Source organism: Streptomyces sp. NBC_01142, from assembly GCF_026341125.1.
Lineage (GTDB): Bacteria > Actinomycetota > Actinomycetes > Streptomycetales > Streptomycetaceae > Streptomyces.
This window is the reverse complement of sequence record NZ_JAPEOR010000003.1, coordinates 575,715-589,293: the sequence shown is the minus strand read 5'-3', so window position 1 is coordinate 589,293 and position 13,579 is coordinate 575,715. Positions and strand designations below refer to the sequence as shown.

The following is a 13,579-nucleotide window of genomic DNA, read 5'->3' as shown; positions in this document are numbered from 1 at the left end:
AGCAACGAGCTGGGGCCCGCACGCGATGGTGCGGGCCCCAGCTGCGCCGTACGCCTCAGCGTCAGGCGGGGGTGATGTTCTCCGCCTGCGGGCCCTTCTGGCCCTGCGTGACGTCGAAGTTCACCTTCTGGCCTTCCTGCAGCTCACGGAAGCCCTGGGCGGCGATGTTCGAGTAGTGGGCGAACACGTCAGGACCGCCACCCTCCTGCTCGATGAAGCCGAAACCCTTTTCCGCGTTGAACCACTTCACGGTGCCAGTAGCCATGTCATATCTCCTTCGGGGCAGAGCCCGGGGAGTCCGCACTGTGCGAACCCCCGCGTCGCCGTAATGATTGCCCCATCCGGAAAACTGCACCGGAAATAAAAAAGTGCGCCCACCGGATACACAGAACCAGCGAGAGCACTTGAAGTTTTGGGAACCACAACTGCAACTGAGATCGACAGTAGCACAATGCGAACGGATGTGCACGGCATGTATTTTTCGCTTCGTGCCTGGTCCGGAGATGCTTCACCACACGTTTCCGCCCATTTCTGCACCTGTTTCTGTGCCCGCAACTTCTCCCGCGCTCCCACGGCGGGCACCCGGCGGGCACGTCCGCCGCGCAGGAAAGTCGGACTCTTCGCGGCGAATCAGCGGCCGGGTCCGGTGACCGTGTTCAAGGTCGACCAGGCGCGCCGTGAACTCCGGCCCGCGGGCAGCCCGTTCAGCTGCCCGGTCGCGGTGTGTGCACTGCCGCTGCGGTGGGGTGCGGCCACCCGGTGGCCACCACAGGGGCTCCCAGTGGCCGGTGTCGGTCGGCGACAACCGACGTCCTCGGTCCCCGCGCCCCGTCAGCCCCTGGAGCGGTACGCCCGCATCGCCGGCGGTATGAAGACCACCGCGATACCCGCCGCCCACACCAGGGACCACACAATCGGCTCGCCCGCGGGAGTGCCGAGCAGAAGCCCGCGGAAGGCGTCCGACGGATGCGTGACGGGGTTGACGCCGACCCATGCCTGCAGCCAGCCCGGCATGGTGTCGACCTGGACGAAGGCGCTGCTGGTGAAGGTGATCGGGAAGATCAGCGTGAACGCGAAGACCTGCACCTTCTCGGCGTCGCCCGCCAGCATTCCGATCAGCACCGCCGTCCACGACACGGCGGCGGCGAAGGTCAGCATCAGCAGGATCCCGCCGAGGAAGCCGGCAAGACCGCCGGTGACCCGGAACCCCAGCAGAAGGCCGAGTCCGATCATCAGGAGCATCGCCCAGAGCTGCTTGGCAAGGTCGGCAGTGATCCGCCCGAACAGTGGAGCCGACCGGGCGATGGGCAGACTCCGCAGTCGGTCGAAGACGCCCTTGGTGAGGTCGGTGTTCAGCGACATGGCGGTGTACATGCTCATGAAAAGCGCGTTCTGGACGATGATTCCGGCGAGGGCGTACTGGAGGTATTGCTGGGGAGAGCCCGCCATCTGCCCGCCGAAGACATACGTGAACAGGAACACGAACATGATCGGCGTGATGCTGTCGTCGCGGCCGGACCGGGCCGGTCAGTACGGCTCACACGGGCCTGAGTCGCGGTGGATGGATCGCCCCGGAGGTGTCCGCCAGCGGGCTGCCGCTGCCGCCCCAGCGCAGCGCGACGATTTCCGCCGCGATCGAGACGGCCACCTCCTCGGGGGTGCGGGCGCCGAGGTCGAGGCCGATGGGGGACCGCAACCGCGCCAGCTCCGCCTCGTCGAGTCCTCTCTCCCGCAGCCGCTCGAGCCGGTCCTCGTGCGTGCGGCGGCTGCCCATCACACCGATGTACGCCGCCGGGGAACGCAGGGCGACCTCGAGCAGCGGAACGTCGAACTTCGGATCGTGGGTGAGCACGCACATCACGGTCTTCCCGTCGACCTCCGTGCCGCGCAGGTACCGGTGCGGCCAGTCGACCACCACCTCGGCCCCGTCCGGGAAGCGCCGCGGGTCGGCGAAGACCGGGCGCGCGTCGCACACGGTCACCCGGTAGCCGAGGAACGCGCCGATCCGGGCCACCGCCGCGGCGAAGTCGATCGCGCCGAAGACCAGCATCCGCGGCGGCGGGGCGAAGGATTCCAGGAACACCGTGACGTCGTCCTCGCGCCGCTCGCCGTGCGGCCCGTAGTGACGCAGGCCCGTCGCCCCTTGCTCCAACTCGCCGCGCGCGTCGGCGGTGACCGCCGCGTCGAGGCCGCTCGATCCCAGTGAGCCGGACACCGCGTCCGGCCATACGGCCAGCGTCGCACCGCACGGGGCAGGGCCGTCGATCACGGTCGCCACCACCACGGGACGGTGCTCGGCGACCGACGCGGCGACCTCGCCGAAGGAGACGTCGGCCGCGGCCGACACGGAGCGTACGAGGAGCGTGATTTCGCCGCCGCAGGTGAGGCCGACGGCGAACGCGTCCTCGTCGCTGTAGCCGAAGGTCCGCAACTGTGCCCGACCGCTCTCCACGACTTCCTTGGCCAGTTCGAAAACGGCGCCCTCGACGCAGCCGCCGGAGACGCTGCCCACGACCTGGTCGCCCGGGCCCACCGCCATCGCCGCCCCGGGGCCGCGCGGCGCACTGCGGCTGACCGCGACGACCGTGGCGAGCCCGAAGGGGCTTCCCGATGCGTACCAGCGGCTCAGCGCAGGAAGAATCTCACGCATCGGCCACGCCTCCCACCACCGCCGCCGGGCGCTCCCTGTCACGGTGACGCAGGTGCTCGGCGGTCACCGGGCGAAGCACCGGCTTGGGGGCCTGGGCGGGGGGAACCCGGTCGCGCGGATGCGGCTGCTGTGCGAGGCGCCGGAGGCCGGGCCGCCCTGGATGGCCGTCACTCTGCCCCCGTCGGCCTGGACGGCCGGGACTGAGCAGCTCTCGACGCTCTCACCGTCCCGTTGGGCCGCGCAGGTCCCGCAGACGGTGGTGTCGCATCCGATGGGGGTGCCGGTGAGACCCAGGCGATCGCGCAGGTGGTGGACAAGGAGAAGACGAGGTTCCGCCTCGTTCTCGTACGTCGTGCGGTCGTACGTCGTGCCGTCGACCGTCAGTGAGATGCGGGTCATGGGGCCCTCCCAGGGGCACGGGCAGGGGTAGCCACCGTCCTGGTCCGATGTACGCAACTCTAGGCGGCACCCCGGGGGCGCGCGAGCGCCCGGCCGGCACCGCCCTGCACCAGGGTCGTGCGCGCGCATTACGGCCCCGGAGTCCTGACCGGACACCAGCCGCAAAGTAGGTCGCGGGTAGCCGGGCGGGCCCCGTTTCCCTGCCCTGGGAGCCGTCGTTGGTCTGATCGAGTGATCGAGGCCAAAGGGGCGGGCGTGCGGCAAGAGTGGTCGCCAGAAGAGCTGTTGACGAACTGGACGCTGGTGGACGGCGACTGGGGCCTGGTGGGGAACAACAGCGGGCGACCGTTTCCCCGAGCCCAGACCTCCGGGGTTTCCCCGCCGCATCGTCAGGCGCACTCGCCCTTGGGGTTCACCGGTGTCCAGTCCGACTCGCCGACGTTGTTGACCGCCCGCACCTGGAAGCACTGTTTGACCGGCTGCAGGCCGGACCAGGTGAAGGCCGTGGCGTCCCGGGGCAGGCCCTTGGTCTGGTTGATGGTGGTGTTGCGGATCTGCACACTCGTCTCGTCGGTCGCGGGGTTCTCCCACTCCACACGCACGGCAGTGGGGTCCTCGGCGGACCTGGTGGCGACCACGGCCGACGGTTCAGCCGGTCGACCGATCCCGGTGCCTGAGCCGCCGGCGTGTTTCAGGGTGAGGCTCGCCGTGGTGAAGTCGCTGGACCCGAACTCGTCGTTGCTGGCCTTCAGGCTCCATGTCAGGGACTTGCGGGGGGCGAAGGCTGTCTGAATGCCCTCGTCCTCTGCGTCGAGGTCGTTGGAGCTGCAGCTCGACCCCTCGAAGAGCTGGAGCTTGGGTGATACCACGACCGATTCGTTGGACCTGAGCTGGAAGTGGACGGTCAGGACGCCCCGGCTCTCGTCGCCCGCGCACGTCGACGTGGTCAGCGTGCTTTGCGGTCTGTCGTGGCTCAGGGCGGTCGTCATGTTCAGCGGGAGTGTCCGGGAGGATCTACTTGACCCGATTCCGGGCCCGTTCGTCACGAACAACCGACCCGTCAGGGAGATGGTGTGCGTACTGGCCGCGGCGGCCGGCGGAGCCATCCACACGCACATCAGGGGGATCGGTAGAACCGCCGCGGCGGCGGCGCGTCGTAGCCTCATCACCACACCTCGCAAATCGCCTCGTGGGCTAGCGGGAAGGGGCTGAGCGGACAGCAGTGGGCTTCCATCGTCCCGCCGTCCCGCGGCCGCGTCCACCGCAGGTCGCGCAGAGGCAGCAGGCCCCCCGTCGTCGGTCCCCTCGCGACTGTGCTTCGCGGTCAAACGCTCACCCGCTCACTGAACTTCTAATATGTGCTGGATGTCCGCTTCCGGCTCTGCAACATCGTCGACGGCGACGACGACGGCTGCGGCCGGGTCCAGTAGAACTCCGGACCGGGTGCACAGCGGCCCCAGGAGCTGGGCACCCGATGCCCCGGCACAGAGACAACGTGGGCCGGTCCCGTCGAGGGACCGGCCACACGGTGCCGTGTAGGGCCTGCTGGATCAGGCCGTGTCAGTTCTCATCACGCTGGTGGATCACCATGGGCACGCGCGTGGGATGAGGCAGCGGGGCAGGACCATGCATGACGCGATGAGTGAGGTGCCCCCGGCGTGCCGGAAACGCCGACTGCACGTCTCTCACACCAGCCGTAGCACCGGCCCGGTGTCCGGCATCCCCAGCAATTCCCTGACCCGCGTCGGCGTCCAGGCCAGTTCCTGGGCGAGTTCCTGGGCCAGCTCCCGTACGCCCAGACCCGTCTGCTGGACCATCAGGTCGAACGCCTGGGACAGCAGGACCGGCTGCTCTCCTGGTAGCCGCTGACGGACTCGGCGGCACAGCCGGGCCGGCCGTCCGGGGCGCGGAGCCGGGCAAGCGGATATTGACGAGGCGATCGCCACCGCCACAAGCCCCGACGTCCGGCTGATCACGGCTCTGGCCGCCGCCCATGCAGCACGACCGAAGATGATCCGCATGATGCAACTGGACGACGTCGACCTCGGTAACCGGCACATCACTATCGGCGGCCACGTCCGCCCACTCGATGACCTCACCCATCGAGCCGTCCTGGACCGGTGGGCGGCGCGGGGTGTGCGGGTCGAGAGCGGCCAGGCCGAGCAGTTCGCGGGGGCTGATCAGCGTGTGGCCGGCAGCTCTCGCCCCCCCCAACCGCCATCGGCCAGGTACTGCTACCGCTACCCCACCCCCGAGGGATGCTGACCAGAAGCAGCAGCACGAGCGGTTCCGCCGGCATCAGACCCGGGGCTCCTGTCCGCTGGAGCGAAGCAACCGCAAGTGGACACTGCCGGGATCCCGGTCACGGATAGGAGTCCTTGGCCATTACGCCGTGGGCTGACCTTTTCCTCTTCCTTCCCCCTTCCATCTCTCGCCTGGCGGCGTAAGTTTGATTACATGATTACGAACGAGCAGGAAAAGGTGCTGCGCGACTGGTTCGCCGGGCGGCTGCCGGACGGACTGTTCGTCGAGCTCCTGGAGGTGACGGTGGACCGTGAGGAGATCACCGTCATCGGCCGGATCCCGGAGCCCGACCTCGACGCAGAGGCATCCCCGACTTCCGAGGCATCCCAGGTGTCCCAGGCGGAACGCGACGCTTCTCTGGACGGGCGCATTGCGGAGTTCCGGGAACGTACGCGCGACGACCGCATCGCGGTGGCCCGCGACGCCGAGCAGCGGTTCGGGCGCAAGGTTTCGTGGGGCGTGGAATGCGGCGGCAGGCGAGCGCTCTACACCACCGTGTCCGCACCCGTGATGACACGACTGCGCCAGCCCGAACGCCAGGTGCTCGACACCCTGATTGCCGGCGGCGTCGCCCGAAGCCGCAGCGACGCTCTGGCGTGGTGCGTCCGACTGGTGCAGCGCAACACGGACACCTGGCTGAGCGATCTGCGTGACTCCCTCCAGCATGTACAGGAGGTGCGCGCACAGGGCCCGGATGCCCAGTAGCCCGCCCGGACCGGACCGGCGGTTCCCGAAAGGAGGCTCACGAAAGGGGACGCTCGCGAGAGCGAGGCTCACGAAGGGCGACGCATGCGTTGCACATCGGCGTCCACGGTCATAGCGTGCACACATACATGACGGTATGTGCATAAATGAGTGCCAATAGTCATGGCCAGTGATGCGTTCTCGAGCCGGTGGTCCGCCGACGGGCATCGGCTCAGGAGGAGGGAGAACCCCGATGCGCGACTACCCGCCCATCGCCGACCACGGGATGATCGGCGACCTGCAGACCGCCGCCCTGGTGTCTTCCGACGGGGCCATCGACTGGTTCTGCGCGCCGCGATTCGACTCGCCCAGCATCTTCGCCGCCCTGCTCGACCAAGAGCGCGGCGGCACTTTCCGGATCACGGCCGACCATCCGGACGCCCGGGTCACCCAGCTCTACTCCCCCGACACCGCAGTCCTGATCACTCGCTTCCTCACCACCGAAGGAGTGGGCGAGATCGTCGACTTCATGCCGGTGGACACCCCCGAAACCGCGACGGACCGGCACCGTATCTTCCGGCTGATGCGAGTGATGCGGGGCAGCGTGCGGTTCACCGTGGAGTGCAGACCTCGCTTCGACTACGGCCGTGCCCCGCACACACTCACCCTGACCGAGTCGGGCGACGCCGCCGTCTTCACCGGTGCGGGCCTCGATGTGCACCTGCAGAGCACGACACCACTGAGCACCGACCACGCCAACGGCAACGACGTCCTGGGCACCGTCACACTCGGGGCGGGAGAAGCCGCCGCCGTCGTACTGACCGCCTGCGCCGCCGGCGGAGAGCCGCCCGAACCCCTCACCGCCGAGACAGCCAAGGCCACTTTGCTGGCGACCGTCCAGTTCTGGCACCGATGGCTGCGCACGTCCCGGTACCGAGGCCGCTGGCGGCAGACCGTCAACCGCTCGGCCATCACACTCAAACTGCTCACCTACGCACCCAGTGGTGCACCGATCGCCGCAGCCACCGCGGGACTGCCCGAACAGATCGGCGGCGAGCGCAACTGGGACTACCGCTACACCTGGATCCGGGACGCCTCGCTGTCCGTACGGTCCCTGACCGAACTGGGTTTCACCGAAGAGGCCAACGCCTTCCGCCGGTGGCTCGGCCTGCGGGTGGCCGCCGACGCGACCGTGACCGGCGAGCCACTGCAGATCATGTACCGGGTGGACGGTGACCCCTGCCTCGACGAGAAACTGCTCGACCACTTCGAGGGTTACCGCGGATCCTTCCCCGTACGCATCGGCAACGGAGCCGCCGACCAGCTCCAGTTGGACATCTACGGCGAGGCGGCGTTCGCCATCGCTCACGGAACCGACATCGCGGAGACCGCCGGCTATCAGGGCTGGCAGGCCATCAGGGGCGTCATGGACTGGCTGGCCGACCACTGGGACCGGCCCGACGAAGGCATCTGGGAGACCCGCGGCGGCCGCAAAAACTTCACCTACAGCCGGCTGATGTCCTGGGTGGCCTTCGACCGCGTCATCCGCCTCGCCAGGGAGCACGCGCGCCCCGCCAACCTGGACCGCTGGACCGCCACCCGCGACGCGATCTTCATGCAGGTGATGGAGCGCGGCTGGAGTGAGAAGCAGCAGGCCTTCGTCCAGCACTACGATGCCGACGTCCTGGATGCCTCACTGCTGCTCATGCCGCTCGTCGGGTTCCTCTCGCCCAAGGACCCGCGCTGGCTCTCCACTCTCGACGCCATCGAACGCGAGCTGGTCTCCGACAGTCTCGTCTACCGCTACGACCCGTCCGCCTCCCCCGACGGCCTGCAGGGCTCCGAGGGCACCTTCACCCTGTGCACCTTCCACTTCGTGGAGGCTCTCGCCCGCGCGGGGCGGGTCGACGAGGCACGCTACGCCTTCGAGAAGATGCTCACCTACGCCAACCATGTCGGTCTTTTCGCCGAGGAGATCGGCCCGGCGGGAGAGCAACTGGGCAACTTCCCTCAGGCATTCACCCATCTGTCCCTCATCACGGCAGCCATGGCGCTGGACGAAGAACTGGACAAGGCCGAAGCCGTGGGACCGGATCCGGTTCGCTAGACCCCCAGTTGCTCGCGGATCTCCGTCGAGTCCGCGAAGACACGCCACTCGGCGACCTCGCCGTCCCGGATCGTGGCGGTCCACAGAGCCGGTCCGGCAAGGGCCGGTTCCGAGCACATGGAGTGCCCGACGACGGTGACGACGTTGCCCTGCAGTGTGAGGGAGACGAAGACGTTGCGGTAGTCGGGGAACGCGGAGAAGAAATCCCGCCACGCATGGAGACAGTTCTGCTTCCCCGCGAAAACCCCTCCCTCCATGTCGATGAAGATGTGGTCGTCCGACATCAGGCATGCGAGACCGTCGATGTCCCGGCCGTTGATGCTGTCGTTGAACCGGACGACCAATGCGGCTTCTGTCCCGATTACACCTGTCACAAGGGACACGTTAGCGAGCGAACACCGGCGCGCAACGGCTGGAAGGGCTACGCATCGAGGGAATACTGCCCGGCCCCGGTGATCCGGGATGCCGCGGCGTTCCACTCCTCCCGCTCCTTCCCGGCGCCGGTTCCCGGCTCATATCTCCGTAGCTCCTGGGTGGCGCGCAGCAAGGCGCGCAGCTCGGCGAGCCCGCCGGTCACGGCACCCGCCGCGCGCGCCTGCACCAGGACGTTACCGAGCGCCGCCGCTTCCGCCGGTCCGGCGACCACCGGCAGGCCGGTCGCGTCGGCCGTCAGCCGGCACAGCAGCGGGCTGAGTGCACCGCCACCGACGATGTGCACGGTTGTGACCGTACGTCCGGACAGCCGGCGGGCGTCGTCGACCGCCCGCCGGTGGGCCAGCGCGAGCGAGTCCAGCACGCAGCGCGCGGTCTCGGCCTCGGTGCGGGGAGCGGGCTGCCCCGTCCGTACGCAGGCGTCGGCGATCCGGCGCGGCATGTCTCCAGGGGCGAGGAACGCCGGGTCATTCGCGTCCACCACCGAACGCAGTGCCCGCACCGAGGACGCTTCGTCGAGCAGGGCACCGAGATCCCGTGGCCGGCCTGCCGCCTCCCAGGTGCGCAGGCACTCCTGGAGCAGCCACAGCCCCATGATGTTGCGCAGATAGCGGACCGTTCCGTCGACGCCGAGTTCATTGGTGAAGTTGGCGCGCCGGCTCTCCTCTCCGATGAGCGGGGCGGGCAGTTCGAGTCCGGCGAGCGACCAGGTGCCGGTGCAGATGTACGCGAAGTCGTCGCCCTGGGCAGGGACGCCGACGACGGCCGACGCGGTGTCGTGCGAGCCGACCACGGTCACCGGCACCGGCCCGGTGAGCCCGGTCTCGGCCAGTACCTCCGGCAGGAGCGTGCCCGCCCGGTCGCCGGGCCCGCAGAGCGGAGGGAACAGGGAGAGATCGATCCCCAGCCGTTCGGCGACGACACCGGACCAGTCCCGGGTACGGGGGTCGATCAGCTGGGTCGTGGAGGCATTGGTGATCTCCGTCCCCGCCCGGCCGGTGAGCCAGTAGGTGATGAGATCGGGGATCAGCAACAGCTGTTCGGCGGCGGCCAGTTGAGGGCTGCCCCGAGCCGCGACCAGCTGATAGACCGTGTTGAACGGCAGATACTGCACCCCGGTCGCGGCGTACAGGTCGTCCGGCGGCAGTACGGCGGCTGCCTTCTCCGCCATCCCGTGGGTCCGCCCGTCCCGGTAGTGCACCGGATTGCCGAGGAGCTCGCCGCCGGAGTCCAGCAGTCCGTAGTCGACGGCCCAGCTGTCGACGCCGACGCCCGCGAGCCGCCCGCCCGTCGCGGCGGCCGCGGCGCGCAGCCCGTCGAGTACGCCACGGTAGAGGGCGAGGATGTCCCAGTGCAGAGTGGTGCAGATCCTGACCGGGCGGTTCGGGAACCGGTGCACTTCGGTCAGCTCCACTACGCCGGGGCCGACGCGGCCCAGCATCACACGCCCGCTGGACGCGCCGAGGTCGACCGCGGCGAAGGAGAGGGGACCGGTTCTGGGCACGTACACCTCGCAGAGTCAGTGGCCAGGGGTGGGTGGCCAGGGGTCAGCGGAGGAAGGCGGCCGCGACACCCGCGTCGACCGGGATGTGCAGGCCGGTGGTGTGCGACAGGTCGCCGCCGGTCAGTGCGAAGACCGCGTTCGCGACATGCTCGGGGAGCACCTCCCGCTTGAGGAGGGTGCGCTGGGCGTAGAACTCACCGAGCTTGTCCTCCTCGACTCCGTACAGGGCGGCGCGCTGAGCGCCCCAGCCGCCCGAGAAGATGCCCGAGCCGCGCACCACACCGTCCGGGTTCACGCCGTTGACACGGATTCCGTGCTCACCCAACTCGGCTGCCAACAGGCGCACCTGATGCGCCTGATCTGCCTTCGTGGCCCCGTACGCGATGTTGTTGGGGCCCGCGAAGACGCCGTTCTTCGACGCGATGTAGACGATGTCACCACCCCGCCCCTGGGCGGTCATCGTCCGCGCCGCCTCGCGCGAGACCAGGAACGATCCCCGCGCCATGATGTCGTGCTGGAGGTCCCAGTCCTCGGCCGAGGTCTCCAGAAGCGGCTTGGAGATGGAGATCCCCGCGTTGTTCACCACCAGATCGACGCCGCCGAAGGCGAGATGGGCGGCGGCGAACGCGGCGGCGATCTGCCGCTCGCTCGTCACATCGACGATCACGGGGACCGCCACGTCGGGGCCGCCCAGTTCCTCGGCCACACTCCGCGCACTGTCCCCGGAGCGATCCGCGACGACGACACACGCCCCCTCGGCGACCAGCCGGTGCGCAATGGCCCGGCCGATGCCGGACCCGGCGCCCGTCACCAGGGCGACCCGGGCAGCAAGTGCCCTGGGCTTCGGCATCCGCCGGAGTTTGGCCTCCTCCAACTCCCAGTACTCGATGCGGAACTTCTCGGACTCCTCGATCGGCGCGTACGAGGAGACCGCCTCGGCGCCGCGCATCACCTTGACGGCGTTGACGTAGAACTCGCCCGCGACCCGCGCGGTCTGCTTGTCCCTGCCGAAGGAGAACATCCCCACGCCCGGAACCAGGACGATCGCCGGGTCGGCGCCGCGCATGGCCGGGGACCGGTCGTCGGCGTGCCGCTCGTAGTACGCCCGGTACTGCGCGCGGTACTCCTGATGAAGCTCCTTCAGACGGGCGAACGCCTGCTCCGGCGGGGCCGTCGGGGCCAGGTCGAGGACCAGCGGCCGCACCTTCGTCCGCAGGAAGTGGTCGGGGCACGAGGTGCCGAGCGCCGCCAGCCGTGGATGCTCCGTACGGGACAGGAAGTCCAGCACCCCGTCGGCATCGGTGAAGTGCCCCACCTGCGGCCGGTCCTGGGAGGCGAGCCCCCGGATCACGGGGGCGAGCGCGGCGGCCCGCGCACGCCGCTCGGCAGGCGGAAGCGGCTCGTACCCGTCGAGCACCGGACCGAAGGGCTCGGGTTTGCCGCGCTCTGAAAGGAACGCCTCGGCGGTACGGATGATGTGCAGTGAGTTGCGCTCGCACTCCTCGGAGGTCGCTCCCCACGCGGTGATGCCGTGGCCGCCCAGCACACAGCCGGTCGCCTCGGGGTGGGCCCGCTTCACGGCCGCGATGTCCAGTCCCAGCTGGAAACCGGGCCGCCGCCAGGGCACCCATACCACTCGGTCGCCGAAGCACTCCTCGGTCAGCGCCTCGCCGTCGGCCGCGCATGCCAGCGCGATCCCGGAGTCCGGGTGGAGATGGTCGACATGCGCGGCGTCCACCAGAGCGTGCATGGCCGTGTCGATCGAGGGAGCGGCTCCGCCCCGGCCGTGCAGGCAGTAGTCGAAGGCGGCGACCATCTCGTCCTCGCGCTCCACACCCGGGTACACGGCGGTGAGCGCGCGCAGCCGGTCCAGCCGCAGGGCCGCCAGTCCGCCGGCCGTCAGCGTGCCGAGGTCACCGCCGGAGCCCTTGACCCACATCAGCGCGACGTCCGTGCCGCTGACCGGATCGGTGGCGGTGCCCTTGGCGGAGGTGTTGCCACCGGCGAAGTTGGTGTTGCGCGGGTCGGCTCCGAGCCGGTGCGAGCGCTCCAACAGCGCCTCTGCCGCGGGGTTCTCGGCCATCGTCTTCACGCTCCCCATCCGGCCTGGGTGCCGCCCACCCGTTCGTCGATGATCTTCTGGGCCCAGCCGGAGCGGTGGTACGCGGCGACCGGGTCGGGATCGATGCCCCGTTCCTCGCGCACCTCGGCGAGCAGCGGGCGGACATCAGTGGCATAGGCGTCCATCAGGGCCGCGTTGGCTGCCAGGACATCCCCGGAGCGCTGCGCGGCCTGAAGCGCCGTACGGTCGACGAGCAGCGCCTTGGCCGTGGCCTCCTGGACGTTCATGACGGAGCGGATGATCGCCGGGATCTTCGCCTCGATGTTGTGGCACTGGTCGAGCATGAAGGCGACTTCCGGAGTGAAGCCGCCGCCGCGGATCACTTCGTACATGATCCGGAAGAGCTGGAACGGGTCCGCGGCACCGACCATGAGGTCGTCGTCCGCGTAGAAGCGGGAGTTGAAATCGAAACCCCCGAGCTTCCCCTCCCGCAGGAGCAGGGCGACGATGAACTCGATGTTCGTCCCCGGTGCGTGGTGGCCGGTGTCCACGACGACCTGCGCCTTCTCTCCCAGGGTGAGGCAGTGCGCGTACGCCGTGCCCCAGTCGGGCACGTCCATGGTGTAGAAGGCGGGCTCGAAGAGCTTGTACTCCAGCAGCATCCGCTGGTCGTTGCCGAGCCGTTCGTACACCGCGGCCAGGGCTTCGGCGAGCCGGTTCTGACGGGCCCGGATGTCGTCCTGGCCCGGGTAGTTGGTGCCGTCCGAGAACCACAGCTTGAGATCGCGCGAGCCGGTGGCGTCCATGATGTCGACGCACTCCAGCAGATGGTCCAGCGCCTTGCGGCGGACCGCGGCCTCGGGATGGCACACGCTGCCGAGCTTGTAGGCGTCGTCCTGGAACACATTGGCGTTGATCGCGCCGAGCCGCAGCCCGCGCTGCTCGGCGTACTTCGCCAGGGCCGCGTAGTCGTCCGCCCTGTCCCACGGGATGTGCAGGGCGACCGTCGGCGCCGCGCCCGTGTGGCGGTGCACCTGGGCGGCATCGTCCAGCTTCTCCTGGGGGGTGCGGGGGACGCCGCGCTGGGCGAAGACCTTGAAGCGGGTGCCCGAGTTCGCGTACGCCCAGGAAGCCGTCTCCACGGTCTGGGTCCTGAGGGCGGCCTTGACGGCCTGGATGTCGGTTCGGCTCGGCATGGTCACCACTCCCGTGTGACAGACAGCGCCATGAATCGATTCATCAGAGTGAAGCTAAGCAGCCCGCCAAGGGCTGTCAAGAAGGCAAGTGGCCGTATCTGCAGGGGAGTTGATCTGGAGGTGATCCTTTGAGTCAGCTGCGGAAACCGGACGCGCAGACCCATTGACTGTGCACGGTGGGCGCGTCTAGCTTCCGTGCAACTCATTTGAAACCTTTCACGGCGTCCACGCCCGCCGGCCC

General features: G+C 69.1%; 12 protein-coding genes and 2 pseudogenes. 4 read left to right on the top strand and 10 right to left on the bottom strand.

Annotation, left to right across the window (positions count from 1 at the left end; all coding sequences use genetic code 11):
* Positions 1-61: 61 nt before the first annotated feature.
* Positions 62-265, bottom strand: coding sequence for a cold-shock protein (locus OG883_RS36755; protein ID WP_100580096.1), 204 nt, complete (start codon positions 263-265; stop codon positions 62-64).
* Between the two features lie 351 nt (positions 266-616).
* On the opposite strand from OG883_RS36755, the pseudogene OG883_RS36750 reads away from it, so the two are divergent.
* Positions 617-739 (top strand): annotated as a pseudogene (locus OG883_RS36750) (lactonase family protein); the annotation flags it as partial.
* 92 nt (positions 740-831) lie between these two features.
* Here the strand turns inward: OG883_RS36750 and OG883_RS36745 are convergent.
* From OG883_RS36745 to OG883_RS36725, 5 genes and pseudogenes are all read right to left on the bottom strand, one after another.
* The gene (locus tag OG883_RS36745; RefSeq protein ID WP_266550953.1) at positions 832-1,488 is read right to left on the bottom strand and encodes an ABC transporter permease; all 657 of its coding nucleotides are present in this window, start codon (positions 1,486-1,488) and stop codon (positions 832-834) included.
* Between the two features lie 49 nt (positions 1,489-1,537).
* Entirely contained in the window at positions 1,538-2,650 is a 1,113-nt protein-coding gene (locus tag OG883_RS36740; RefSeq protein ID WP_266550951.1) for an XdhC/CoxI family protein, read from the bottom strand.
* A 153-nt stretch (positions 2,651-2,803) separates the two neighbouring features.
* Positions 2,804-3,049: pseudogene (locus OG883_RS36735) on the bottom strand (2Fe-2S iron-sulfur cluster-binding protein); the annotation flags it as partial.
* 389 nt (positions 3,050-3,438) lie between these two features.
* Positions 3,439-4,038, bottom strand: coding sequence for a fibronectin type III domain-containing protein (locus tag OG883_RS36730; RefSeq protein WP_266550949.1), 600 nt, complete (start codon positions 4,036-4,038; stop codon positions 3,439-3,441).
* A 696-nt stretch (positions 4,039-4,734) separates the two neighbouring features.
* On the bottom strand, positions 4,735-5,070 hold the full coding sequence (locus tag OG883_RS36725; RefSeq protein WP_266550947.1) for a hypothetical protein: 336 nt from the start codon (positions 5,068-5,070) through the stop codon (positions 4,735-4,737).
* On the opposite strand from OG883_RS36725, the gene OG883_RS36720 reads away from it, so the two are divergent.
* From OG883_RS36720 to OG883_RS36710, 3 genes are all read left to right on the top strand, one after another.
* Positions 5,069-5,314: a hypothetical protein gene (locus OG883_RS36720; RefSeq protein ID WP_266550945.1), complete on the top strand. Its 246-nt coding sequence runs from the start codon at positions 5,069-5,071 to the stop codon at positions 5,312-5,314. The genes OG883_RS36725 and OG883_RS36720 overlap by 2 nt on opposite strands.
* A 192-nt stretch (positions 5,315-5,506) precedes the next feature.
* Complete coding sequence (locus OG883_RS36715; RefSeq protein WP_266550943.1) at positions 5,507-6,058, top strand: hypothetical protein; 552 nt, start codon at positions 5,507-5,509, stop codon at positions 6,056-6,058.
* 232 nt (positions 6,059-6,290) lie between these two features.
* Positions 6,291-8,144: a glycoside hydrolase family 15 protein gene (locus OG883_RS36710; protein WP_266550942.1), complete on the top strand. Its 1,854-nt coding sequence runs from the start codon at positions 6,291-6,293 to the stop codon at positions 8,142-8,144.
* Here the strand turns inward: OG883_RS36710 and OG883_RS36705 are convergent.
* Genes OG883_RS36705 through rhaI form a run of 4 tightly spaced genes read right to left on the bottom strand, consistent with a single transcriptional unit; the run spans position 8,141 to position 13,338 of the window.
* Complete coding sequence (locus tag OG883_RS36705; RefSeq protein ID WP_266550941.1) at positions 8,141-8,518, bottom strand: nuclear transport factor 2 family protein; 378 nt, start codon at positions 8,516-8,518, stop codon at positions 8,141-8,143. The genes OG883_RS36710 and OG883_RS36705 overlap by 4 nt on opposite strands.
* Positions 8,519-8,565: 47 nt before the next feature.
* Positions 8,566-10,080 (bottom strand): rhamnulokinase family protein, encoded by a 1,515-nt coding sequence (locus OG883_RS36700; RefSeq protein WP_266550940.1) that lies wholly within the window; start codon positions 10,078-10,080, stop codon positions 8,566-8,568.
* A 43-nt stretch (positions 10,081-10,123) separates the two neighbouring features.
* Positions 10,124-12,163, bottom strand: coding sequence for a bifunctional aldolase/short-chain dehydrogenase (locus OG883_RS36695; RefSeq protein WP_266550938.1), 2,040 nt, complete (start codon positions 12,161-12,163; stop codon positions 10,124-10,126).
* Between the two features lie 5 nt (positions 12,164-12,168).
* On the bottom strand, positions 12,169-13,338 hold the full coding sequence (gene rhaI / locus OG883_RS36690) for an L-rhamnose isomerase (protein ID WP_266550937.1): 1,170 nt from the start codon (positions 13,336-13,338) through the stop codon (positions 12,169-12,171).
* Between the last annotated feature and the right edge of the window lie 241 nt (positions 13,339-13,579).

What these genes read in the sequence shown, in the direction of transcription:
- OG883_RS36720 (WP_266550945.1), top strand. Translation starts at nt 5,069, where the DNA reads ATGATGCAACTGGACGACGTCGACCTCGGTAACCGGCACATCACTATC.
- OG883_RS36740 (WP_266550951.1), bottom strand. Translation starts at nt 2,650, where the DNA reads ATGCGTGAGATTCTTCCTGCGCTGAGCCGCTGGTACGCATCGGGAAGC.
- OG883_RS36710 (WP_266550942.1), top strand. Translation starts at nt 6,291, where the DNA reads ATGCGCGACTACCCGCCCATCGCCGACCACGGGATGATCGGCGACCTG.
- rhaI (WP_266550937.1), bottom strand. Translation starts at nt 13,338, where the DNA reads ATGCCGAGCCGAACCGACATCCAGGCCGTCAAGGCCGCCCTCAGGACC.
- OG883_RS36755 (WP_100580096.1), bottom strand. Translation starts at nt 265, where the DNA reads ATGGCTACTGGCACCGTGAAGTGGTTCAACGCGGAAAAGGGTTTCGGC.
- OG883_RS36695 (WP_266550938.1), bottom strand. Translation starts at nt 12,163, where the DNA reads ATGGCCGAGAACCCCGCGGCAGAGGCGCTGTTGGAGCGCTCGCACCGG.
- OG883_RS36745 (WP_266550953.1), bottom strand. Translation starts at nt 1,488, where the DNA reads ATGTTCGTGTTCCTGTTCACGTATGTCTTCGGCGGGCAGATGGCGGGC.
- OG883_RS36715 (WP_266550943.1), top strand. Translation starts at nt 5,507, where the DNA reads ATGATTACGAACGAGCAGGAAAAGGTGCTGCGCGACTGGTTCGCCGGG.
- OG883_RS36730 (WP_266550949.1), bottom strand. Translation starts at nt 4,038, where the DNA reads ATGACGACCGCCCTGAGCCACGACAGACCGCAAAGCACGCTGACCACG.
- OG883_RS36725 (WP_266550947.1), bottom strand. Translation starts at nt 5,070, where the DNA reads ATGCGGATCATCTTCGGTCGTGCTGCATGGGCGGCGGCCAGAGCCGTG.